At 65.5% G+C, this 23,651-nt stretch carries 21 protein-coding genes and 1 riboswitch; of the genes, 11 read left to right on the plus strand and 10 right to left on the minus strand.

What is annotated here, in order from left to right:
* Window positions 1-148: 148 nt before the first annotated feature.
* On the minus strand, window positions 149-3,004 hold the full coding sequence (locus ACT6QU_RS13205; protein WP_444565001.1) for a ribonucleoside-diphosphate reductase subunit alpha: 2,856 nt from the start codon (window positions 3,002-3,004) through the stop codon (window positions 149-151).
* Window positions 3,005-3,108: 104 nt separating this feature from the next.
* Window positions 3,109-3,319: riboswitch (cobalamin riboswitch) on the minus strand.
* 48 nt (window positions 3,320-3,367) lie between these two features.
* On the minus strand, window positions 3,368-4,672 hold the full coding sequence (locus ACT6QU_RS13210) for an MFS transporter (RefSeq protein WP_444565002.1): 1,305 nt from the start codon (window positions 4,670-4,672) through the stop codon (window positions 3,368-3,370).
* 211 nt (window positions 4,673-4,883) lie between these two features.
* On the opposite strand from ACT6QU_RS13210, the gene ACT6QU_RS13215 reads away from it, so the two are divergent.
* From ACT6QU_RS13215 to ACT6QU_RS13240, 6 genes are all read left to right on the plus strand, one after another.
* The gene (locus ACT6QU_RS13215) at window positions 4,884-5,675 is read left to right on the plus strand and encodes an N-acyl amino acid synthase FeeM domain-containing protein (RefSeq protein ID WP_024587803.1); all 792 of its coding nucleotides are present in this window, start codon (window positions 4,884-4,886) and stop codon (window positions 5,673-5,675) included.
* Window positions 5,676-5,758: 83 nt separating this feature from the next.
* On the plus strand, window positions 5,759-5,902 hold the full coding sequence (locus tag ACT6QU_RS13220) for a DUF3096 domain-containing protein (protein WP_081718996.1): 144 nt from the start codon (window positions 5,759-5,761) through the stop codon (window positions 5,900-5,902).
* Window positions 5,903-5,980: 78 nt separating this feature from the next.
* Window positions 5,981-6,208 carry an aa3-type cytochrome c oxidase subunit IV gene (locus tag ACT6QU_RS13225; RefSeq protein ID WP_024587802.1) on the plus strand — a complete coding sequence of 76 codons (228 nt, stop codon included), beginning with the start codon at window positions 5,981-5,983 and terminating at the stop codon, window positions 6,206-6,208.
* Window positions 6,209-6,268: 60 nt separating this feature from the next.
* A complete protein-coding gene (locus tag ACT6QU_RS13230) occupies window positions 6,269-7,474 on the plus strand; it encodes a Re/Si-specific NAD(P)(+) transhydrogenase subunit alpha (RefSeq protein ID WP_444565003.1) in 1,206 nt (401 codons plus the stop codon).
* Window positions 7,474-7,890 (plus strand): proton-translocating transhydrogenase family protein, encoded by a 417-nt coding sequence (locus ACT6QU_RS13235; RefSeq protein ID WP_444565004.1) that lies wholly within the window; start codon window positions 7,474-7,476, stop codon window positions 7,888-7,890. The genes ACT6QU_RS13230 and ACT6QU_RS13235 overlap by 1 nt, the downstream gene beginning before the upstream one ends.
* A gap of 10 nt (window positions 7,891-7,900) precedes the next feature.
* On the plus strand, window positions 7,901-9,301 hold the full coding sequence (locus ACT6QU_RS13240) for an NAD(P)(+) transhydrogenase (Re/Si-specific) subunit beta (protein ID WP_444565005.1): 1,401 nt from the start codon (window positions 7,901-7,903) through the stop codon (window positions 9,299-9,301).
* Between the two features lie 59 nt (window positions 9,302-9,360).
* Here the strand turns inward: ACT6QU_RS13240 and ACT6QU_RS13245 are convergent, their stop codons facing one another.
* The 3 genes from ACT6QU_RS13245 to rpsU all read right to left on the minus strand — a co-directional run bounded on the left by ACT6QU_RS13245 (window position 9,361) and on the right by rpsU (window position 11,107).
* The gene (locus tag ACT6QU_RS13245; protein ID WP_444565006.1) at window positions 9,361-9,834 is read right to left on the minus strand and encodes a DUF992 domain-containing protein; all 474 of its coding nucleotides are present in this window, start codon (window positions 9,832-9,834) and stop codon (window positions 9,361-9,363) included.
* Window positions 9,835-9,897: 63 nt separating this feature from the next.
* Window positions 9,898-10,737, minus strand: a complete 840-nt coding sequence (locus ACT6QU_RS13250; RefSeq protein WP_444565007.1) for a tetratricopeptide repeat protein — start codon at window positions 10,735-10,737, stop codon at window positions 9,898-9,900.
* A 130-nt stretch (window positions 10,738-10,867) separates the two neighbouring features.
* Entirely contained in the window at window positions 10,868-11,107 is a 240-nt protein-coding gene (gene rpsU / locus ACT6QU_RS13255; protein ID WP_024587796.1) for a 30S ribosomal protein S21, read from the minus strand.
* A gap of 302 nt (window positions 11,108-11,409) precedes the next feature.
* On the opposite strand from rpsU, the gene ACT6QU_RS13260 reads away from it, so the two are divergent.
* The 4 genes from ACT6QU_RS13260 (at window position 11,410) to ACT6QU_RS13275 (ending at window position 16,867) form a co-directional block, all read left to right on the plus strand.
* Window positions 11,410-12,663 carry a sarcosine oxidase subunit beta gene (locus ACT6QU_RS13260; RefSeq protein ID WP_444565008.1) on the plus strand — a complete coding sequence of 418 codons (1,254 nt, stop codon included), beginning with the start codon at window positions 11,410-11,412 and terminating at the stop codon, window positions 12,661-12,663.
* Between the two features lie 9 nt (window positions 12,664-12,672).
* Window positions 12,673-12,984, plus strand: coding sequence for a sarcosine oxidase subunit delta (locus ACT6QU_RS13265; RefSeq protein ID WP_444565009.1), 312 nt, complete (start codon window positions 12,673-12,675; stop codon window positions 12,982-12,984).
* Between the two features lie 166 nt (window positions 12,985-13,150).
* Window positions 13,151-16,129, plus strand: coding sequence for a sarcosine oxidase subunit alpha (locus ACT6QU_RS13270; RefSeq protein ID WP_444565010.1), 2,979 nt, complete (start codon window positions 13,151-13,153; stop codon window positions 16,127-16,129).
* Window positions 16,130-16,315: 186 nt separating this feature from the next.
* A complete protein-coding gene (locus ACT6QU_RS13275; protein ID WP_444565011.1) occupies window positions 16,316-16,867 on the plus strand; it encodes a sarcosine oxidase subunit gamma in 552 nt (183 codons plus the stop codon).
* On the opposite strand, the gene ACT6QU_RS13280 is transcribed toward ACT6QU_RS13275, so the two are convergent.
* From ACT6QU_RS13280 to ACT6QU_RS13300, 5 genes are all read right to left on the minus strand, one after another.
* Window positions 16,864-19,554: a bifunctional diguanylate cyclase/phosphodiesterase gene (locus ACT6QU_RS13280; protein ID WP_444565012.1), complete on the minus strand. Its 2,691-nt coding sequence runs from the start codon at window positions 19,552-19,554 to the stop codon at window positions 16,864-16,866. The two genes, ACT6QU_RS13275 and ACT6QU_RS13280, sit on opposite strands and share 4 nt — an antisense overlap.
* A gap of 136 nt (window positions 19,555-19,690) precedes the next feature.
* Window positions 19,691-20,467, minus strand: coding sequence for an SDR family NAD(P)-dependent oxidoreductase (locus ACT6QU_RS13285; protein ID WP_444565013.1), 777 nt, complete (start codon window positions 20,465-20,467; stop codon window positions 19,691-19,693).
* A gap of 23 nt (window positions 20,468-20,490) precedes the next feature.
* Window positions 20,491-21,525 (minus strand): phosphotransferase family protein, encoded by a 1,035-nt coding sequence (locus ACT6QU_RS13290; RefSeq protein ID WP_444565014.1) that lies wholly within the window; start codon window positions 21,523-21,525, stop codon window positions 20,491-20,493.
* A complete protein-coding gene (locus ACT6QU_RS13295) occupies window positions 21,522-22,013 on the minus strand; it encodes a MaoC family dehydratase (RefSeq protein ID WP_029660512.1) in 492 nt (163 codons plus the stop codon). Before ACT6QU_RS13295 ends, ACT6QU_RS13290 begins: the two co-directional genes overlap by 4 nt.
* An 11-nt stretch (window positions 22,014-22,024) precedes the next feature.
* Window positions 22,025-22,840, minus strand: a complete 816-nt coding sequence (locus ACT6QU_RS13300) for an SDR family oxidoreductase (protein ID WP_444565015.1) — start codon at window positions 22,838-22,840, stop codon at window positions 22,025-22,027.
* Window positions 22,841-22,996: 156 nt separating this feature from the next.
* Here ACT6QU_RS13300 and ACT6QU_RS13305 point away from each other — a divergent pair, with 156 nt between their 5' ends.
* Window positions 22,997-23,641 (plus strand): TetR/AcrR family transcriptional regulator, encoded by a 645-nt coding sequence (locus ACT6QU_RS13305; RefSeq protein ID WP_444565016.1) that lies wholly within the window; start codon window positions 22,997-22,999, stop codon window positions 23,639-23,641.
* Window positions 23,642-23,651: the final 10 nt, after the last annotated feature.

The raw sequence follows: 23,651 nt of genomic DNA on the forward strand, positions 1-23,651 counted from the left end.
TCCGTCGCGGGCTGCGCCCGCGCCACCTCTCCTCCTCCGGGGGCGAGGAAAGGCGTCAGGGCCGGCGACGGCGTTTCCTCCCCCCGAAGGGGGAGAGGTGACACGCGAAGCGTGACGGAGAGGGTGGAGGGAACGTCGAGCGGAGGCGCTACTGACACGCCTCGCAATCCGGATCGTCCACCGCACAAGCCTTGCCCCAAGCCGCACCCGGATCGATCACGATCGGCGCCGCCGACACCGCGTTGAGCTTCCCGTCCGTGCCCTTCAAAGTCGATTTCTCGACATGGGTCGCCGAGCGCGCGCGCAGATAGTAGGCCGTCTTCAGCCCCTTCCGCCACGCCAGCCGATAGAGCGCGTCGAGCGCCTTGCCGGACGGGTTCGCCATGTAGAGATTGAGCGACTGCGCCTGGTCGATCCATTTCTGACGCCGCGACGCGGCCTCGATCAGCCAGACGCTGTCGATCTCGAAAGCAGTCGCGTAAAGCGCCTTCAGATCATCGGGAATGCGGTCGATCTGCCCCACCGAACCGTCGAAGTATTTCAGGTCCGAGATCATCACCTCGTCCCACAGCCCGCGCGCCTTCAGATCGCGCACCAGCGCCGCGTTCACGACGGTGAAATCGCCCGACATGTTCGATTTCACGAACAGGTTCTGGTAGGCTGGCTCGATCGATTGCGACACGCCGCAGATGTTGGAGATCGTCGCCGTCGGCGCGATCGCCATCGTGTTGGAGTTGCGCATCCCGACCGTTTTCACCCGCTCGCGCAGTCCGTTCCAGTCAAGGGTCGCGCGCGCGTCCATCTCGACCCCCGGCCGCGCTTCTTCGAGCAACCGGATCGAATCGATCGGCAATATCCCCTTCGACCACAACGAACCGTCGAAGCTTGGATAGCGTCCGCGTTCGGCCGCCAGATCGACCGAGGCCGAGATCGCGTGATAGCTGATCGCCTCCATCGATCGATCCGCGAAATCCGCCGCTGCATCCGAGGCATAGGGAATGCGCAGCGCCTGCAACGCGTCCTGAAAACCCATCAGCCCGAGCCCGACCGGGCGATGGCGAAGGTTCGATTTCCGTGCCTCGGGGATCGTGTAGAAATTGATGTCGACGACATTGTCGAGCATCCGCATCGCGGTCGTGACAGTCTTCGCCATCCGCGCCATGTCGAGGCCGGCTTCGCTGACGTGATTGAGCAGGTTCACCGAACCCAGATTGCACACCGCGACCTCGTCCTTGGACGTGTTGAGCGTGATCTCGGTGCACAGGTTCGACGAATGCACGACGCCGACATGGCCCTGCGGCGAACGGATGTTGCAAGGGTCCTTGAAGGTGATCCACGGATGGCCGGTCTCGAACAGCATGGTCAGCATGCGCCGCCACAGATCGACCGCGCGCACCGTACGGAACACCGCAATCTCGCCCGCCGCAGCCCTTGCCTCATGCGCCTCGTAGGCCGCCTTGAAGGCCGCTCCATAAAGATCGTGCAGATCCGGCACCTCGTCCGGCGAAAACAGCGTCCACTCGGCATTCGCCTCCACGCGCTGCATGAACAGGTCCGGCACCCAGTTCGCCGTGTTCATGTCGTGCGTGCGTCGCCGGTCGTCGCCGGTGTTCTTGCGCAGGTCGAGGAATTCCTCGATGTCGACATGCCAGGTCTCGAGATAGGCGCAGACCGCGCCCTTGCGCTTGCCGCCCTGGTTGACCGCGATCGCCGTGTCGTTCGCCACTTTCAGGAACGGCACCACGCCCTGGCTCTCGCCATTGGTCCCCTTGATATGTGCGCCGAGGCCGCGCACCGGCGTCCAGTCATTGCCGAGCCCGCCGGAATATTTCGCCAGCAGCGCATTGTCCTTCACGCCCTTGAAGATCGCATCGAGATCGTCGCCGATGGTCGTAAGAAAACACGAGGATAGTTGCGGACGCGTCGTGCCCGAATTGAACAAGGTCGGCGTCGACGCCATGAAGTCGAAGGACGAAAGCAGATCATAGAACTCGATCGCACGTGCCTCGCGGTCGATCTCACGCAAGGCAAGCCCCATCGCCACGCGCATGAAGAAGGCCTGTGGCAGCTCGAAACGCTTGCCCTTCGTGTGCAGGAAATAGCGGTCGTAGAGCGTCTGCAGCCCAAGATACTGGAAGTTCAGATCGCGCTCCGGCCTCAGCGCAGCGCCCAGGCGTGCAAGGTCGAAACGCGCAAGTTCCGGATCGATCAGCCCGGCATCGATGCCTGCCCCGATGAAGCCGGGAAAGTACTCCGCATATCGCTCCGCCATCTCGCCTTGCGTCGCCGCGTCCGGCCGCCCGGCAACGAAGCTCAGCGCCTCGCGCCGCAGCCGGTCGAGCAACAGTCGTGCGGATACGTGGCTGTAATCCGGGTCGGTCTCGACCAATGCCCGCGCGGCGAGGATTGGTGCCAGCGAGAGTTCGTCGAGCGTGATGCCGTCATAGAGATTGCGCCGCGTCTCGGTCAGGATCGGCTCCGGCGAAACCGCGGCGAGCCCCGCGCAGGCCTCGTTGACGAGCGCCGTCAGCCGCGCCTCGTCGAGCGGCGCGAGGCTGCCGTCGGCAGCTTTGACGTTGAGCACCGGTGCCCGATCTGCCGTCTTCGGCCGGGCCGCCAGCCGCTCGCGAGCGCGTTCTTCGCGGTAGAGCACATAGGCACGCGCGACCTTGTGATGCTCGCCGCGCATCAGTGCCAGTTCGACCTGGTCCTGGATGTCCTCGATATGGACGATGCGTGCTTCGCCGCCCCGCCTTGCGAGCGCCGATGCCACCTGCGCGGTCAATTCCTCGACGGCGTCGTGAACCCGCCGCGAGCCGGCCGCGCCCGTCCCCTCGACGGCGAGAAACGCCTTGGTCAGCGCGACCGCGATCTTGTTCGGATCGAACGGCGTCAGCGCGCCGCCGCGCCTGATGACGCGATGGCCGACCTCGTCGGTTGGATCTGCGATGAAATGCGGAACCGGGACGGCTCCGCTGAATGGTCGTGTGGCAATGCCCTGCATCTTAATCCCCGTGGCGATGGCGGACGGGGGAGGGCGCACGCATGCTTTGACGGGGTGAATCGATCGCCCGCGGCACACGCACCACCGGGACACCCCGCCCGAGGTTCGTTCAAGCCGTCAGGGCAGGTCTCCTGGCTCGCAGGTCACAGCTCTCGTCGGCCTTCCCGGTGCCGGCGGCACCAGTGGCATCAATCGACGCAAGCTCACTGCTTACAGTTGCGGGGGCAGCGCCGGCATTGCATTTTCGCGCACCGGCTTCCCTCTTAGCTCCCGGGCGGTTGCCCGCCCGGAAGACCCATGACCACCGCATATAGATGGGTATTTGCGGATCGCGTCAACATCTTGTGGAACGCGATCCACAATTCACGCGAGTGCTGCCCGCCGCGTCTCGACGTCGATCGCCCGCGCCGCAATCGCCGCCACCAGCAGAAGACCGGCAAAAAGGCCGATCGCCGCCGCCGTGCTCTCGATGAACAGGTAGACCACGACGGAGGGCGCGAGGAGCCCACCTAGGCGCGCCATCGCGCCGGCGGCACCCATGCCCGTCGCCCGCGAGGCGGTCGGGTAGAGTTCGGGTGTGAAGGCGTAGAGCGCGCCCCATGTGCCGAGAAGCGCAAAGCTCATCAGCAGAAGCGCCGTCGCGATCAGCGCCGGTGTGGCGGCGATGACGAAGAGCGCGCAACCCGCCGCGCTCAGAACGAGGAACCGCGTCAGCGTAGTGCGCCGGCCCCATTTTTCGACTCCGTAGGCGGCGAGCGCATAGCCGGGGATCTGCGCCAGGGCGACGAGGACGAGGAAGCCGTAGCCGCGCACGAAGCCGAAGCCCTCGGTCGCCAGCCGCGCGGGCATCCACACGAAGATGCCGTAATAGGAGATCGAGACGAGGAACCAGCAGGCCAGGATCAGGATCGTGCGACGCCGCAGCGCCGGCGACAGGAGGCCGACGCTCGATGCGGCGGGCGTCGCCGTCAGCTTTGTCTCGCCGAGCGGCGTCTTGCCGTTGGCGACCAGCACCTTGTCCATCACCGCGCGCGCCTCTGGCTCCTTGCCCTGGCGCATCAGGTGCATCGGGGATTCGGGTATCCAGAAGCGCAGGAAAATGCCGACGATGGCCGGCAGCGCGGTGACGAAGAAGATCACCCGCCAGGCATCCGCCACGCCCGCCGAAGCCGCCGCCCACGCGGTCAGCGCCACGGCGACGGTGCCGACCGCCCAGAAGCCTTCGAGCGCCACCAGCCAGCGCCCGCGCCGCGAGGGCGGCAGGAACTCGGCCATCATCGCATAGTCGACCGGCAGCGTGCCGCCGACCGCAAGCCCGGTCATGAAGCGCAGGAAGAGCAGCGTCTGGAAATCCGGCGCGAAGGCCGACGCGATGCCGAACACCGCATCCATCGCCACCGTGCCGATCAGGATGCGCCGGCGCCCGAACCGGTCGGCAAGGCGCCCGAACACCGCCGCGCCGATCAGCATGCCGAGAAAGAAAAGCGTCCCGGTTTGCAGCGCCTGCGGCACCGTCAGCCCGAAGGTCGCCGCGATCGACGCCGCGGTGAAGCCCACCGCCAGCACCTGCATGGCGTCGGCCGTCCACACCAGTCCGAAGACCCCGAGCAGCCTTCGTTGGAAAGGCCCGGTGCCGCCACGCTCCAGAACCGCATCGATCGTCGTCATTCGAAAATCCCCCAATCTGTGAGCGTCGCTCTAGGGGCGCTGTGAAAATTTGTCGAGCGCCGGATGGACTTGCCGGGTCATTTTCAACCTTTCATGGCAGTCAAGCCGTTAACCTTAACCATAGGTAAATGAATCAAGTCGCAGTTTCGGGGTTTTGGAACAGTCGATACGCAGTTACCATTCGGTTAATGGCGGTACGGGGGAATGTGGCATGACAGGACAGGCAGCGGCACTGCGTGCCGAGGCAGACGGCGGGTCCGTTTCGGGCGAGGGGCAATCGGGCGACGGCCAAGGGTCGGCATTCGCGCGCAGCGTGTCGGCTCTTCTGGAGCGGACGGAATATCGGCGCTGCGAAAGCGGCGAGGATCTCGAGGCGATCTACCGCCTCCGCTACAAGGCGTACAAGGCCTACGGCCTCGTCGGGGAAGCTGAAAACGAGCGCATCTGCGATGCGATGGACGACACGCCGAACAGCTACCGTTTCGGCGTCTTCATCGACGGCGAACTCGTCTCGACCGTCCGTCTTCACCACATCACCGCCGCCGAGCCCTGGGGGCCCGTCATGCGGGTCTATTCGGACATGCTGGAGCCGCGGCTTGCCGCCGGTGAGACCTTCGTCAATCCGGGCCAGTTCACGGCCGATCCATCGGTCGCCGGCTCGTTCCGGCTGCTTCCTTATCTCACGCTGCGCCTCGCGGTCATCGCAAATACCTATTTCGATTCCACGAGCTGCGTCTGCCTGATCCGCGACGAGCATGTCGCGTTCTACAAGCGCATCTTCGGCTCGGCGCAGGTCGGCCTCGCGCGGCCCTATCCGCCCTTCACCGTGCCGGTCATGCTCTACGAGTCGAACTGCGAGGAGAACATGGCGAAGACGGTGGCGCGATACCCGTTCTTCCGCTCCACCTTCGCCGAACGTCGGCTTCTCTTCCAGCGCCCGGACGCCGGCGAACTGACGCCGCTCACCGTCCTGCCGACGGCGAAGTATCGCGTCGCGGCCTAGACGGCTGACGCAGCGATATGCTTGCCGCGCCGCGATGTGCGCCTAGCTATTCACCGCAGGGACTTCATTCACGGATATTTTCCATGCCCGATCTCGCACTGACACCCTTGATCTCGCTCATCGCCGGCGTCGTCATCCTGATCATGCCGCGCCTGCTCAACTACATCGTCGCGCTCTATCTCATCGTCATCGGCCTCATCGGCCTCTTTCCAGACATCGTAGGCTAGTTTCCGCGACAATCCTGCCATTGCCCTCAATCACGCTTTTCGTTATCAGCGAACGACAGAATTGCGAGGGAGCCTTCCATGGCAGAAGAACATCATTCCGGCCCGCTCGAGATGGGCGCGGAAATGGACTATCACGAGCACGAGAAGACCTATTCGCTCTTTCTCGAATTCGCGAAATACGGCACGCTCGCCGTGGTCGCGCTCCTGATCGCCATGGCGTTCGGCTTCTTCACGGCAGCCGGCTTCATCTCCTCGACCATCCTCTTCCTGCTCATCTGCGGCCTCGGCGCGATCCTGTTGCGCTGACGGTCGTCGCGGCGGATCGTTTCCGCCGGGGAGTGAGGATCGGCAGTCAGGGAGGGGCCAATGTCGCAGATCGTTTTCGTACCGAGAGAAGTCGAGGGTGGAGAACCGCGCGTCGCGGCATCGCCCGATACCGTCAAGCGGCTGAAGGGGCTCGGCCTCGACGTCGTCGTCGAAGCTGGCGCGGGCACCGCCTCGCGCATCCCGGACGCCGAGTTCGAGAAGGCCGGTGCGCGCATCGGCTCGACTGCCGACGCATCGACCGCCGACATCGTCCTCAAGGTTCGCCGCCCAAACGATACCGAACTCAAATCCTACAAAGAGGGCGCCGCGGTCATCGCCGCGATGGACCCTTACGGCAACGACGCCGCCGTCGCCGCCATGGCCAAGGCCGGCATCTCCGCCTTCGCGATGGAATTCATGCCGCGCATCACGCGTGCGCAGTCGATGGACATCCTCTCGTCGCAGGCCAATCTCGCCGGCTACCAGGCCGTGGTCGACGCGGCGGCCGAATATGACCGCGCCTTGCCGATGATGATGACCGCGGCCGGCACCGTGCCCGCCGCCAAGATCTTCATCATGGGCGTCGGCGTCGCCGGCCTGCAGGCGATCGCGACCGCGCGCCGCATGGGCGCCGTCGTCACCGCGACCGACGTTCGCCCCGCCGCCAAGGAACAGGTCGCCTCGCTCGGCGCGAAGTTCCTCGCCGTGGAGGATGAAGAGTTCAAGGCGGCCGAGACCGCCGGCGGCTATGCCAAGGAAATGTCGAAGGAATACCAGGCGAAGCAGGCCGCGCTGACGGCTGAGCACATCGCCAAGCAGGACATCGTCATCACCACCGCGCTGATTCCCGGTCGGCCCGCGCCGCGCCTGATCTCGGCAGAGATGGTCGCCTCGATGAAGCCCGGCTCGGTCATCGTCGACCTCGCGGTCGAGCGCGGCGGCAATGTCGAGGGCGCGAAGGCGGGTGAAGTCGTGACGACCGCCAACGGCGTCAAGATCGTCGGCCATCTCAACATGGCCGGCCGCGTCGCCGCCTCCGCCTCGCTGCTCTACGCCAAGAACCTCTTCGCCTTCCTGGAGACGCTGGTCGACAAGGAAACGAAGACGCTCGCGATCAAGCCGGACGAGGAACTGGTCAAGGCGACGCTCCTGACCCACGAGGGCCAGGTCGTCCACGCGAATTTCGCCAAGGCCGAGGCCGCGCCCGCTGAGCCTGTGGAACCCGCACCCAAGCCGAAATCCGCTTCGAAGAAGGGGGATGCGTGATGGAAATGACCGCGATGGAACGCGCCATCGAGCAGCTCGAACAGGCAACCGCGGCGCTGCGGCTCGCCTTCTCCGATCTCGAAACCGCCGAAGTGGCCGGCCATGCTGCTGCGGCGGCGACGGGCGGCGCGATCGACCCCTTCGTCTTCCGCTTCGCCATTTTCGTCCTGGCGATCTTCGTCGGCTACTACGTCGTCTGGTCGGTGACGCCGGCGCTGCATACGCCCTTGATGGCCGTCACCAATGCCATCTCGTCGGTCATCGTCGTCGGCGCGCTTCTGGCGGTCGGCATCTCGGCCTCGGGCCTCGCGACCGGCTTCGGTTTCATCGCCCTCATCCTCGCATCGGTGAACATCTTCGGCGGCTTCCTCGTCACCCACCGCATGCTTGCCATGTACAAGAAAAAAGAGAAGTGAGGCGCATTCGATGAGCGAGAACTTCGCCTCCTTCCTCTACCTCGTCTCCGGCGTCCTGTTCATCATGGCGCTGCGCGGCCTGTCGCACCCCACCACCAGCCGCCAGGGCAATCTCTACGGCATGGTCGGCATGGGCATCGCCATCGTCACCACGCTGCTTCTGGCGCGTCCGACCTTAGGCGGCTTCCTGATGATCGTCGTCGGCATCGCCATTGGCGGCGGCATCGGCGCGGTGATCGCCAAGCGCATCCCGATGACGTCCATGCCGCAGCTCGTCGCCGCTTTCCATTCGCTGGTCGGCCTTGCCGCCGTGCTGGTCGCGGCCGCCGCCGTCTATTCGCCGGAAAGTTTCGGCGTCGGCACGGTCGGCCACATCCACACCCAGGCACTGATCGAGATGTCGCTCGGCGTCGCCATCGGCGCCATCACCTTCACCGGCTCGATCATCGCCTTCCTGAAGCTCGACGGGCGTATGTCCGGCAAGCCGATCATGCTGCCCGCGCGCCACATGGTGAACGCGGCCATCGCGACCGCGCTCGTCCTGCTCGTCGTCGTCCTCGTCATGACGCAGTCGACGCTCGCCTTCTGGCTGATCGTCATTCTGGCGCTGGCGCTCGGCGTCCTGATCATCATCCCGATCGGCGGCGCGGACATGCCGGTCGTCGTCTCGATGCTCAACTCCTATTCGGGCTGGGCCGCGGCCGGCATCGGCTTCACGCTCGGCAATCTCGCGCTCATCATCACCGGCGCGCTGGTCGGCTCGTCGGGCGCGATCCTCTCCTACATCATGTGCAAGGGCATGAACCGCTCCTTCATCTCCGTCATCCTCGGCGGCTTCGGCGGCGAGACGGCTGCCGCGAGCGCCGATGACGGGATCGAGCGCACCGTCAAGCAGGGCTCGGCCGACGACGCCGCGTATTTGATGATGAACGCGCAGAAGGTCATCATCGTTCCCGGCTACGGAATGGCCGTCGCGCAGGCGCAGCACGCGCTGCGCGAAATGGCGGACACGCTCAAGGCCAATGGCGTCGAAGTCAAATATGCGATCCACCCGGTCGCTGGCCGCATGCCCGGCCACATGAACGTGCTCCTCGCCGAAGCCAACGTGCCCTATGACGAGGTCTTCGAACTCGAGGATATCAACTCCGAATTCGCCCAGGCCGACGTCGCCTACGTCATCGGCGCCAACGACGTCACCAACCCGTCCGCGCGCGACGACAAGTCCTCGCCGATCTACGGCATGCCCATCCTCGACGTCGACAAGGCCCGCACCTGCCTCTTCGTCAAGCGCTCGCTCGGCTCCGGCTACGCCGGCATCGACAACACGCTGTTCTACAAGGACGGCACGATGATGCTGCTCGGCGACGCCAAGAAAATGACCGAGGAAATCGTCAAGGCGATGCACCACTGAGGCAAAGCGGAAAAAACCCGGCTGTAAAGCCGGGTTTTTGCTTTTTCGATCAGCGCGCTCTACAGCGCCCGCAGCTTGAACTCCGTCACGCCGAGCGCGACGTTCAGCCCCGTCTGCGCCTGCACGCTCAAGGGCTGCAGCATCACCGATTCGTTCGACCCGCCGACCAGCAAATTGACCCCGCCACCCACAGCCGCCGTCACTTCCGCCGAGGCGCCATAATAGTCACCGGCAAGTGCGGCCGGCGACAGTTCTGCCGCGGTCGGCGCGAGCACGGCCCATTGCATCACGGCGGCGCTCGTCACGCCGACATCGAGGCCGTATTTGTTGACGACGCCGACGAACTGCACAGGCGGGCGCCCGTCGGCGGGGGTGAAGGCGCATTGCATGTCGCGCGAGGAGCCGAAGATCAGGCCGACATCGCCTTCGATGGCGCATTCGAGCATGCCCATTTCCGCGCGGGTGTCCTGCGCATGGGCGGTGGTGGCAGCGGTGCCGGCCACGAGGGCGGCGGCGATCAGCGTGCGGATCATGTGAAATCTCCCGTTCGAGTGTCTGGCTGACAACCGAACGGGGAGAAGTTCGTTCCGGTTACGTTACGAAGGCCGCGTGCGTCGCAGGCCTTCGGCGGCGACCGACAGGTTCGGGTCGAGCCGGACGGCTTCGGCGTAGGAGCGCGAGGCGCGCTGATTTTCCCCGCGACGCTCGAGGATCACCGCCTGATAGGCCCAGGCCTCGGCGTTGGACTTGTCGAGGTTCAGCGCCGTGTTGAAGTCGGCGAGCGCGTTGTCCTCATTGTTGATCGCGAGATAGGATAGGCCGCGCGCCGTGTAGGGCTCGGCTGCGCTCGGCGCCAGCGAGATCGACTGCGCGAAATCGGAAATGGCGAAATCGTGCTGGGTCCGTGTCTGGTAGAGCAGGCCGCGATTGTAGTAGGCGCGCGGATCGGTCGTATCGAGCTGGATGGCGCGCTCGAAATCCTGGAACGCGTTGTTTGCGTTGCCGGCGAGCCGGTAGAGATTTCCACGGCCGATATAGGCGGCATCGTAGTTCGGATTGAGCTGGAGTGCCTGGTTGTAGTCAGCGAGCGCGGCCTGTTGATTGCCCATGTTGCGATGGATCAGCGCGCGGTTGTTGTAGGCCTGGAAGAAGCCGGGATTGAGCTGAATCGCGCGGTCGAAATCGGCCAGCGCCTCCGCATTGCGGCCGCCGCGGCCATAGGCCGAGCCGCGCACATTGTAGGCCTCGGGGTCCTGCGGGGAGCGCTCGATGACGGCGGTCAGCGAGGAGATGTTCTCCGTCGATGTCTGGGCGGCGTCCATCGGCGAGACCGTCGACATCGTTTCGGGCGCGGTCTGGCAGGCGGCGAGCGCCAGCACGGAGACGAGAGCGAAGGCGGTGGCGGTACGCTTGGCGTGGCGCGCGGTCGAGATCATCGGCTGGTTCCCCCGGTTCGGATTTTGCAAGCAAGGCTGCGTTGGGTCAAACGCGGACAATGAAAAAAGGTGGCAGCGATTGCTCGCGCCACCTCTTATAATTCGGCAATAGAGACCAAAAAGCGGCGGATCAACGCGCCGCGACGGCCGGAGCGCGACCGCCGCCGACCAGGCCTTCGCGCTGGGCGCGCTTGCGGGCCAGCTTGCGGGCGCGGCGAACGGCTTCAGCCTTTTCGCGGGCGCGCTTCTCGGACGGCTTCTCGTAGTGGCCGCGCATCTTCATCTCGCGGAAGATACCTTCGCGCTGCATCTTCTTCTTGAGCGCGCGTAGCGCCTGATCAACGTTGTTGTCGCGGACGAGTACCTGCACGTGCGTTCCTGTTCGTTACCGTGGATCTGTCAAAATTCATAAGCGCAACGAATTGCGCCCGTGGCACGCACCACGGTTCGGTGCGGCTCATATCACCACCCACACCCCTTGTCGAGCGGAAATCGCCGAGGGGCGGGAAGGCATGCAACCGGCCAATTCGTCGCAGGCAAATCCGCGCGGCGCAAACGGGCAATCGAAGTCGCAATCAGCGCAAGGCGGATCGGCGCTTTTCGCTAGTCATAGCTTCGCCATTCTGGTTCTCCCTGATGGCGCTTTCCAACCGTCCGCGAGGCACGAGCCCCATGCGCAAATATTCGGTCTTCGCCATCGCCCGCGAGGCGCTTCGCGGCCACAAGGGCTGGGAAGAACAATGGTCCTCGCCCGAGCCGCGGTCCGAATACGACGTCATCATCGTCGGCGCCGGCGGGCATGGGCTGGCGACAGCGTACTACCTCGCCAAGCATCACGGCATCACCAACATCGCGGTGCTGGAAAAAGGCTGGCTCGGCGGCGGCAATACCGGCCGCAACACGACCATCATCCGCTCCAACTACCTTTATGACGAGAGCGCGGGCATCTACGATCACGCCGTCAAGCTGTGGGACGGGCTTTCGCAGGATCTGAACTACAACGTCATGTATTCCGCGCGCGGCGTCATGATGCTGGCGCACAACGTCCACGACGTGCAGGTCTTCAAGCGCCACATCCACGCCAACCGCCTCAACGGTGTCGACAATGAATGGCTGACGCCGGAGGAGGCGCAGGACTTCTGCCCGCCGCTCAACATCTCGAAGTCCGCGCGCTACCCGGTCATGGGCGCAGCGCTGCAACGCCGCGGCGGCACGGCGCGCCACGATGCCGTCGCTTGGGGCTATGCCCGCGCGGCGGCCGATCGCGGCGTCCACATCATCCAGAATTGCGAGGTCACCGGCATCCGCCGCTCGTCGAACGGCCACGTCACCGGCGTCGAGACTTCGCGCGGCTTCATCGGGGCCAAGAAGGTCGGCGTCGTCGCGGCAGGCCATTCCTCCGTCATCATGCAGATGGCCGACGTCAGGATGCCGCTCGAGAGCTACCCGCTGCAGGCACTCGTCTCCGAGCCGGTCAAGCCCGTGTTCCCCTGCGTCGTCATGTCGAACACGGTCCACGCCTATATTTCGCAGTCCGACAAGGGCGAGCTCGTCATCGGCGCGGGCACCGACCAGTACACTTCCTACTCACAGACGGGTGGGTTCCATATCCTGAACCACACGCTCGACGCGATCTGCGAGATGTTCCCGATGTTCACGCGCATGAAGATGCTGCGCTCGTGGGGCGGCATCGTCGACGTGACGCCGGACCGTTCGCCGATCCTCGCCAAGACGCCGGTGCCGGGGCTGTATGTCAATTGCGGCTGGGGCACGGGCGGGTTCAAGGCGACGCCGGGTTCGGGCCACGTCTTCGCGCACACCATCGCCAACGACAACCCGCACCCGATCAACGCGCCGTTCCACCTCGAACGCTTCCGCACCGGCCGCCTCATCGACGAAGCGGCCGCCGCCGCCGTCGCGCACTAGGGATATCCCATGCTTCTCATCCGCTGCCCCTATTGCGAGGAAGAGCGCCCCGAGCTCGAATTCCGCCATGCCGGCGAAGCGCATATCGCACGCTCCACCGAGATGAGTGAGTTGAGCGACGACCAGTTCGAGAAGTTCTTCTTCATCCGCCAGAACCCGAAAGGCCTGATCTTCGAGCGCTGGCGTCACATCCACGGCTGCGGCCGCTTCTTCAACGCCGCGCGGGATACGGTGACGGACAAGTTCCACCTGACCTACAAGGCCGGCGAGCCGAAGCCGGAAATCACGCTGATGGCGCCCGCGAACGGAGCATTGAAATGATCGTTCGCACCCCGTCGCGCCCCCCTCTGTCCTGCCGGACATCTCCCCCGCATGGGGGGAGATTAGTCGCGTCATCGACACTGCGTGATCTCCCCCCTCGCGGGGGAGATGTCCGGCAGCACAGAGGGGGGCAACGTAGCGCGCAAACGGGTGCGGAGATCGAACAATGACCGAAACCTTCCGCATCGGCGACGCCGGACGTCTCACCCCCGCGCGCACCGCCCGCTTCACCTTCGACGGCAAGTCCTACCAGGGCCTTCAGGGCGACACGCTCGCCTCCGCGCTGCTCGCCAACGGCGTCCATCTCGTCGGCCGTTCCTTCAAATACCACCGTCCGCGCGGCTTCCTCTCCGCCGGCGCGGAGGAGCCGAATGCGCTCGTCGGCATCCACCGCGATGCCGCCCGCAAGACGCCGAACGTGCGCGCCACGGTGCAGGAGGTTTATGACGGCCTCACCGCCGTCTCGCAAAACCGCTGGCCCTCGCTTGCCTTCGACATCGGCGAGGCCAACGATCTCGGCTCGCCGATGTTCTCGGCCGGTTTCTACTACAAGACCTTCATGTGGCCGAAGGCCGCGTGGGACAAAGTCTACGAGCCCTTCATCCGCCGCGCGGCCGGGCTCGGCGTCGCGCCGGACCAGCCCGATCCGGACCACTATTCCTCGTTCTACGCACATTGCGACGTGCTGGTGATCGGCGGCGGCGCGGCCGGCATCGCGGCGGCGCTCGCGGCAGCTTCCGGCGGCTCGCGTGTCATCCTCGCCGATGAGCAGGCCGAATTCGGCGGCGCTCTGCGCTTCGAGACGGGCGCCGAGATCGACGGCATGGGCGGCTGGGACTGGGCGCAGTCCAGCCTTTCGAAGCTCAAGGCCATGGACAATGTCCGCGTCCTGCCGCGCACCACTGCCTTTGGCTACTACGCGCAGAACCTCGTCGGGCTGGTCGAGCGCGTCACCGACCACCTTGCCAATCCCGGCAAAGACCTGCCGCGCGAGCGCCTCTGGCAGGTACGCGCCGCCAAGGTGATCATCGCCACCGGCGCGATCGAGCGGCACATGGTCTTCGCCGACAATGACCGGCCGGGCATCATGCTGGCCTCCGCTGCGCGCACCTTCCTCAACCACTATGGCGTCGCGGTCGGCAAAAATGTCGGCGTCTACACCGCGACGGATTCCGCCTATGCTGCCGCCATCGATCTGAAAAAAGCCGGCGTTTCCATCGCTGCCATCGTCGACATCCGCGACGCGCCGCAGGGCTCCGCCATCGACGAGGCCCGCGTGCTCGGCATCGAAATCCTCACCGGCCACGGCGTCGTCAAGACCGGCGGCAAATTGCGCATCGCCTCCATGGCCGTCGCGCCGAAATCGGGCGGCACGACGCGTGTCATTCCGGTCGATGCGCTGTTGATGTCGTCCGGCTGGACGCCCTCCGTCCACCTGTTCTCGCAATCGCGCGGCAAGGTCACGTTCGACGACGCCACCCAGCGCTTCCTGCCCGGCACTTACGCGCAGGACTGCGTCTCCGTCGGCGCCAGCAACGGCACCGATACGCTGCAGGCCGTCATCGACGAGGCCTATGAAGCGGGGAAAAAGGCGACGAAGGGCTCGAAGGCCAACCGCCCCGCCGCCTCGACCTCCGAAAACTGGACCGGCAACTTCCTCGGCACCGGTCCCGGTGCGGACGCTGACACCACCGTCAAGGCCTTCGTCGATTTCCAGAATGACGTCACCGCCAAGGACATCCGCCTTGCCGTGCGCGAAGGCATGCGCTCGATCGAGCACGTCAAGCGTTTCACCACCAACGGCATGGCCACCGACCAGGGCAAGACGTCGAACATGCACGGCCTTGCCATCGCCGCCGAGACGCTCGGCAAGCCGATCCCGCAGGTCGGCCTCACCACTTTCCGCGCGCCCTATACGCCGGTCACCTTCGGTGCCATCGTCGGCCATTCGCGCGGCAGCCTGTTCGATCCGACGCGCCGCACCGCCATGCACGGCTTTGCCGAAGGCCACGGCGCGGTGTTCGAGGATGTCGGCCAGTGGAAGCGCGCCTGGTTCTTCCCGCAGGCGGGCGAGGACATGCACCAGGCCGTCGCGCGCGAATCGAAGACCGTGCGCCAGTCGGCCGGCATCTTCGATGCCTCGACCCTAGGCAAGATCGAAGTCGTCGGCCCGGACGCCGCCCAGTTCATGGAACTCCTCTACACCAACCCCTGGGCGAAGCTCGAGCCCGGCCGCTGCCGCTATGGCATCATGTTGCGCGAGGACGGCTTCATCTACGATGACGGCGTCGTCGGCCGCCTTGCCGAAGACCGCTTCCACGTCACCACGACGACCGGCGGCGCCGCACGCGTGATGAACCACATGGAGGACTACCTCCAGACCGAATTCCCGCATCTGAAAGTCTATCTCACCTCGACATCCGAGCAGTGGGCGGTGATTGCGGTGCAGGGGCCAAAGAGCCGCGACATCATCGCACCTCTCGTCGAGGGCATTGACATCTCGGACGCCGCCATGCCGCACATGTCCGTGCGCGAGGGCACGATCTGCGGCGTGCCGACCCGGCTCTTCCGCATGTCGTTCACCGGCGAACGCGGCTTCGAGATCAACGTGCCGGCCGATTTCGGCGAAAGCGTTCTGGAAGCCGTCTGGGGCGAGGCGCAGAAGCAAGGCGCCTGTCTTTACGGCACCGAGACGATGCACGTCCTGCGCGCCGAAAAGGGCTACATCATCGTCGGCCAGGAAACAGACGGCACCGTCACACCGCAGGATGCCGGGCTTGATTGGGCGATCGGCAAGAAGAAGACCGACTTCGTCGGCATTCGCGGCCTGAAGCGCCCCGACCTCGTCGGCACCGGCCGCAAGCTGCTCGTGGGCCTCAAGACCGTCGATCCGAACGTCGTCCTCGAAGAAGGCGCGCAGATCGTCGCCACCCCCGAACAGCCGATCCCGATGAAGATGATCGGCCACGTCACCTCAAGCTACTGGTCCCCCAATTGCGGCCGTTCCATCGCACTCGCGCTGGTCGTCGATGGACGCTCGTTGATCGGTAAGCGGCTGTTCGTGCCGATGCCGGGGAAGGTGATCGAGGTGGAGGTGACGGGGACGGTGTTCCTCGATGAGAGCGGGGAGCGGTTGAATGGCTAATTTGGAAACAGCCAGCCCTGTCGCGCCCCCCTCTGGGCTGCCGCCCATCTCCCCCGCGAGGGGGGAGATCAATCTCGTCTTCGCCGTGCGTGATCTCCCTCCTTGCGGGGGAGGTGTCCGGCAGGACAGAGGGGGGCAACGTAGAGCGCTTCCTTCCAATGATTTCGCTGCGGCAAGATTCAAGGCATGACCATGACAGCTTCTCAAGCCACCCGCCGCCCCATCCTCGCCGGCCGCCAGACCGCCGCGTCGAACGCCACGGTCACCGTCGCGCCGCCGGCATCGCGCCTGTCGCTGCGCGCTCCATCCGAAAGCGTCGCCGCGCTTTCATCCGCGCTCGGCCTCACTCTCCCGACCAAGCCAAAAACCACCGCTTCCGCCAACGCGCGCCACGCGCTCTGGCTCGGCCCGGACGAATGGCTCGTCATCGACGAGACCGGCGCGGACCTCGCGGCGCTCCTGAAGCCCGTCGCCGCCTTCCATTCCGCCGTCGACGTCTCGCACCGCAACGCGGCCTTCGTCGTCTCGGGGAAGGGCGCAGCTACAGCCATCAATGCCGGCTGCCCGCAGGATCTCTCGCTCGCCGCATTCCCGGCAGGCGCCGCCTCGCGCACCATCCTGCATAAGACCGAGATCGTGCTTTTCCGCACCGGGGACGACGAATTCCGCGTCGAGTGCTGGCGGTCCTTCGCCGACTATGCCTTCACCTTCCTCACGGAAGCCGCGCGCGACGCTTAGGACGCTTTCCTCAGCCGCTGCTCATTGGCGAAGGCGATGAGTTCGCGGGCGGGCATCGGCCTTGCCAACGCATAGCCCTGCAGCGCGTCGCAGCCGAGGCGCTGGAGGATGTGGGCGTGCTCCATCGTCTCGACGCCTTCGGCCAGCACCTGGATGCCGAGCGAGTGGCCCATCTCGATGATCGAGCCGAGAAGCTGGCGCTGGGCGAGCGAGCCGACGATCGGCTGGACGAGCTGCCGGTCGATCTTCAGGCGCTGCGGCTTCAGCTTCAACAGCGAGACGATCGAGGCGTAGCCGGTGCCGAAATCGTCGATCTCGACGTCGATGCCGATCGATTTCAGTTCGTCGACATGCGCCATCAGCCGGTCGTCATGTTCGTCGAGGAAGATCGATTCCACCAGTTCGAAGGCGATCCGCCGCGGTTCGATCTGCATCTTGCGCAGCCCCGCGAGCAGGTCCGCATTGTGGAGACGTCGCGCCGACACGTTGACCGAGGCCTGCGGCACGCGCAGCCCCTGCAACTCCCACACGCCGAGCTGCGCGACGGTCGCCTCCAGCATCCGGCTGTCGATCTCCTGCACGACGTCGAGTTCCTCGGCGACCTTGAGGAAATAGGTGGGAGCGAGCAGGCCCCTTTGCGGGTGTTCCCAGCGCGCCAGCGCCTCGACGCCGATGATCTCGAAGGTCTGGGCGTCGAATTGCGGCTGGTAGTGCGGCACGAACTCGCCGCGCTCGAGGCCCGAGCGGATGTCGTCGGCTATCTGCTTGGTGGTGATGATCTCGGCCTGCAGTTCCTCGGAGAAGAACTGGAAGCAGTTGCGTCCATTCCGCTTGGCCCGGTAGAGCGCGATGTCGGCATTGACGAGAAGGCGGGTCGCGTCGGCGATCGTGTCGGTATCGGCCGCGATGCCGACCGAGCCTCCGATGCGACATTCGTGCTCTTCATAGAGCGTCGGTTCCTGAAGCTTGACGATGATCGTGGCGGCCAGGTCGGCAAGGCTCTCCGCCGAAAGCAGCGCGGCATTGCGCGCCCGGCGCACGACGACGAATTCGTCGCCGCCGACGCGCGCCACGAAGTCGGTCGGCCACACCGCATGGCGCAGGACGTTGGCGGCATGGACGAGCATCGCGTCGCCGGCCGCATGGCCGAGCGTGTCGTTGATTTCCTTGAAGCGGTCGAGGTCGATCTGCAGGATCGCCGCCACCTCCCGGCCTTCGGCGAAGGCCTTTGCATGTTCGGCGATCGTCTCGTCGAGATAGCGCCGGTTGGGAAGGCCGGTGAGCGAATCGTGCAGGGCATTGAACTCGATCCGTTCGCGGATCGATTCCAGCTCGGCGTTGCGTGCCTCCGAAAGGAGGACCGCCATGTTCAACGCCTCGGCCCGCTCGACATCCTCGGTCACGTCCCAGTTGACGCCGACGATCCGCGGCGGCGCGGTCTCGTCCTGGAACACCGAACCGATGGCGCGAACGTGGCGGATCGATCCGTCGTCGAGGATCAGGCGGTAGTCGGAGTGGTAGCGGCCGGTCTCGCGCATGGCGGCGGAGAAGTCTGCCTCCGCGCGCACCTTGTCGTCGGGATGCAGGCGACGTGCCCAGAAGGGATAGTTGCGGATGCCGGCATCCTGCGGATAGCCGTAGAGCTCGTTCATCCGGTCGTCCCAGATGAGTTCGCCGTTCTGGACGTCCATCTCCCAGATGCCGATCCGCGAGGCCTGGACGGCGAGGCGCAGCCGGCGCGACAGGCGTTCGAGTTCCAGCTTGCGCTCGCGCATGTCGGCGATGTTGCGCTGGCGCTCGTCCATCAGGCGGCCCATGATGAAGGTCGGGCCGAGCACCAAAAGGGCGGCGGCGATCAGCCAGGCATAGAGCTGCCCGCGGCCGGGGATCGGCTGGTCCCAGCCGCCCTTCGGGCGGGCGGCGATCTGCCATGTGCCCGAAGGCAGCAGGACGTCGACGGTCACCGGGTCGTCGGCGAGGATCGAGGCGGGCCCGAAGAAGCGGTCGCCGCGAATACCGGCGGCATCGCGTCCGACGATGGCGATCTCGATGGCGAGGTCCTCGTCGAGAAGGCCGCTCTGGCGGTAAAGCTGTTCCACATCGACGATCGCCGAGACGATGCCCCAGAATTCGCGAACGCCCATCGCATTGCGCGAGAAGACGGGGAAGCGGCCGATGAAGCCCTGTCCGCCCTGCACCAGGTCGACGGGGCCGGCGAGCACCAGCCCGCCCGAATTGCGGGCCTGGAAGACCGCACCGCGCTGCGATTCGCTCGTCCGGTAGTCGAGCCCGACCGCCCGTTCATTGCCTTCGATCGGATGGATCAGCTTGACCACGAGATCCGGCGCGGCGGCGATGTGGCGGATCTGCAGTTCCTGCGTCAGGAGACTGCCGACCAGTTCGGAAAACTCGGCCTGCTCGATTTGCGGATTGGTTTCGATCGAGGCCACGAGGCCGCGCACGAGCTGGATGTTGGCGTTGATCGAGCCTTCAAGCTTGGCACGCACGAGGCTCGCCTTGGAGAGCACGTCCGAGCGCAGCTTCTGGTCGAAGACGTTCTGGTTCTGGTGAAGGGCGAAGATCGCGGCGGCGACCACGACGATGGTGGCGAGCAGCAGGTGCAGATGGCTGGCGCGTATCCGCCGCAACCCCCTGCGATTGCTTTTCTGGTCCGAAAGCCCGCCCATCGATTGCCCCGACGCTGCCCCAATGCCTGTTGGGCCAAGATGAGCGGGGAGACCTTAAATTAGCATTTAGGCGGCGCAGCATGGCCGGCGTGGGAGGGAATAAACCGGCTCGCGCCGGCGGCTTTTCCAAACAGGGTTAAATCGCCGTTATGCCGCCATCGGCTGCAAGCGTCTGGCCGGTCATGAAGGAGTTCTGCGGACAGCCGGCGAACAGCATCACCTCGATCACCTCGTCGATTTCGGCCAGCCGGCGCATCGGCACGCCGCGCACCAGTTCCTTCTCGCCCGACGCGGCGTCCTCGCCCAGCGCGCCGAGCGCGTCCGTCGCCATCGGCGTGCGGGCATAGGAGGGGCAGACGGCATTGATGCGGATGCCCTTCGAGGCATATTCGGCCGCCGCCGAGCGCGTCAGGCCGACGACGCCGTGCTTGGCCGCCGAATAGACGCTGAGCCGAGGCGCGCCGGCGATGCCGGCGACCGATGCGACATTGACGATCGCGCCCTTCGATCCGTCGCGGCGATACTGCCGCTCCAGCACCGGCAACTGGTGCTTCATGGCGTAGAAGACGCCCATCAGGTCGATGTCGATGACGCGCCGCGCCTCCTCCGAATCCATCAGCGGCAGCTTCGAGAAGGCATGCGCGATGCCGGCATTGTTGAAGGCGACGTCGAGACGTCCGAAGCGCGCCAGCGCCAGTTCGACGAGATCGCGTGAATGCTCCTCATGCGCCACGTCGCCCGCAAGGCTCGCCGCCTTGTCCCCGAACGGGTCAGCAACGGCATTCAGCTGGGCCTCGCGGATGTCCGAGAGGACGAGATTGGCGCCCTCCTCGGCCAGCCGCTCAGCGAGCCTCTTGCCAAAGCCGCCGCCCGCGCCGGTGACGATCGCCGTCAGCCCCTCATAACGCTTCATGTCATGTTCCCCGCTCTGCCGGCTCACTTGCCGGTCTTGATGGTTTCGACGGCCAGCTCCGCCAGAAGCGTCACCGCCTGGCCGTAGGTCTTCGCCTTTTCCGGGTTGGATGCGTTGCCGTCGAGCGCGCGCTTGTAGACACCCTGGCAGATCGCCGCGAGGCGGAAGAAGGAGAAGGCGACGTAGTAGGTCCAGTTGTCGATGCCGACAATGCCGCGGCGCTCGCAATAAGCCTCGACATATTCGGCTTCGGTCGGCAGGCCGAGCGCCTTGCGGTCGATGCCGCCCAGGCCCTTGAAGGCGGATGTGTGCGGCAGGCGCCACTGCATGCACTGGTAGGAAAGGTCCGCATAGGGATGGCCGAGCGTCGACAGTTCCCAGTCCAGCACCGCGACCACCTTCGGTGCGTCGGCCGCGAAGATCATGTTGTCGAGCCGGTAGTCGCCATGGACGAGCGAGACGACGCCGTCATCGGGAACCGCATGGGCCTCGAGCCAGGCGAGCAGCGTTTCCATGTCCTCGATGCGGCCCGTCTCGGACGCCCGGTACTGGCTCGACCAGCGCGCGAACTGGCGGTCGAAATAGCTGCCCGGCCGGCCGAAATCGGCAAGCCCGGCCGCCTCGACATCGACCGAATGGAGCGCCGCCAGCACCCGGTTCATGTCGTCATAGATCGCCTTGCGCTCGGCATTGTCCTTCGCGTCCGGCAGGGCAGGGTCCCAGAAGATGCGCCCGTCGACGAAATCCATGACGTAGAACATACGCCCGATCGGCGAATCCTCGGGGGCGAGGTGGACCATGTTGGGCACCGGCACGCCGGTCCCGGCCAACGCCTTCATGACGCGGAATTCGCGGTCGACCTGATGGGCCGATTTCAACAGTTCGCCCGGCGGCTTGGCGCGCAGCACGTAGCGTCCGCTCTTCGCCGTCAAAAGGTAGGTCGGGTTCGACTGGCCGGCATTGAACTTCTTGATATCACCGAGCCCCGCAAAGCCCGGGATCGCGGCTTCCAGATAGGGGGCGAGCGTTGCCGCGTCGAGCGCGTTGGGATCGCTCATGCCCGTGCTTCCTCGCGTTGCAGGACGGCGAGCGTCAGCCAGCGCGCCGTCAAGGCGGGCTTCTTGACGCCCTCGATCTCCACCGTCACATCGGTCGCCACCTGTATCCAGCCCGATGGCCGCACATTGACGTCGGCAAGGACGAAGCGGCCGCGCACCCGCGCGCCGGTCTTCACCGGGGTGACGAAGCGAACCTTCTCGAACCCGTAATTGACGCCCATTTCGGCATTCGCCAGCGGCGGGATCGATTCATAGGAAAACGCCGAGAGCAGCGACAGCGTCAGGAAGCCATGGGCGATCGTCCCGCCGAAGGGCGTCTCGGCGGCGCGCACCGGGTCGACATGGATGAACTGGTGGTCGTCGATCGCTTCGGCGAACATGTCGATCATGCCCTGGGTGACCGTGCGCCAGGGCGACACGCCGATCTCGTTGCCGACATTCGCCACCAGCCGGTCGATATCGACCGGCTCCAGACGGGGACCTTCCATGGCTGAAACCCTTATTCCTTGAACAACGACATGCCGTGCTGGACGGACTGCCCGCCATCGATCGGCAGAATCGCGCCCGTCACGTAACTTCCGGCTTTCGAGCACAGATACAATGTCGCTCCCGCAATGTCATGCGGTGCGCCGATCCGGCCGAGCGGAACGCGTGAGCCGACATGGTCGGCCTGTTCCTCGGTCGCCGTCGCAAAGGCCGTCATGCGGCTCTGGAAGGGGCCGGGCGCGAAGGCGTTGACGGTGATCCGCCGTCCCGCGAGCTCGATCGCCAGGGTTCGCGTCAAGTGATGCACCGCCGCCTTGGACGCCGTGTACGAATAGGCGCCGTCGGCGATCGGCTGCGTGCCCATCACCGATCCGAGATTGACGATCCGCGCCGGGTCCTCGTCGCTGGCCGCGCGTTCGAGTTCGGGCAACAACTCGCGCGTCAGGTGGAAAAGCCCGGTGACGTTGACGTTCATCACCTTCGCCCAGGCCGAATACGGAAAATCGGCGAGTTCCGCCCCCCAGGAAATGCCGGCATTGTTGAACAGGATGCCGAGCTTGTCGGTCCGGTTCCTGACCTCGGCGACGAGGGCGGCGACGCCTTCCTCCGAGGACACGTCGCCGCCGAAGCCCTCGGCCGTGCCGGGCGTTCCGAGCGCATTCAGTTCCTCGGCGGTGCGGGCGCAGTCATGTCCCTTGCGCGAGGCGATCAGCACGCGGGCGCCGCCATGCATCAGGGCGGTCGCCGCCATGCGGCCGATGCCCGTGGCCGCGCCGGTGACGAGCGCGGTCTTGCCGCGCACGGAATATAGGTCCTCGATAAAGCTCATCGTTCCTCCCGGGAAAGTTTCGCCGCGACGTTCGGAAGCCGCGTTGACAACATACCCGATAGTATGTTCATCATTCGGCGTCCGTAAAGGCCCTTCGTGAAAACCGGCAAAAGACCGGTGGAGGGCTTGCAGAAGGGCGGGAGGAAATCGGTTCGAATGGGCCTCGGCATACGGGAACGCACGCTCGACAGTTCGCGCAGCGCCATCTTGGAGGCGGCGGCGCGCTGCTTCCACGAGCGCGGATATGCGGCGACGTCGATCGACGACGTGGCCCGGGCGCTGCAGTCGACCAAGGGCCGCATCTACCATCACTTCGAATCCAAGGCCGACCTCTTCGCCGAGGTCTTTCGCGTCGGCATGGACATGAACTATGCCGCGCTCGAACCGCTGCGCGCCATGAAGGGCGAGGCGCATCAGCGCTGGCGGCGTTTCGCCTGGGTCCATGTCGACCAGATGATCACCACCCGCGCCTTCCAGCGCGTCGTCTGGATGGGCGTCGAGATGCACCTCGTCGGCGCGCCGACGCCGCACCAGCGAGCGCTGTTCGAGGAACTGTTCGAGACGCGCTCGCGCTATGGCGACATCTTCCGCACCCTCATCGCGGAGGGCCGCGAGACCGGCCACTTCCAGTTCGCCAATCTCAGCGTCGCGAACCAGTTGATGTTCATGACGCTCAACTCGCCGATCTTCTGGTATTCGCCGCGCACCGGGGAAACCCGCGCCGATATCGAGGATCTCATCGCCCAAGTCGTCACCTGCGCCTGGCGCGGGCTGGGCGGCACGGAAGGAACCGATAAATGAGCGTCAATCC

The organism is Aliihoeflea sp. (assembly GCF_052435475.1).
GTDB lineage: Bacteria > Pseudomonadota > Alphaproteobacteria > Rhizobiales > Rhizobiaceae > Aliihoeflea.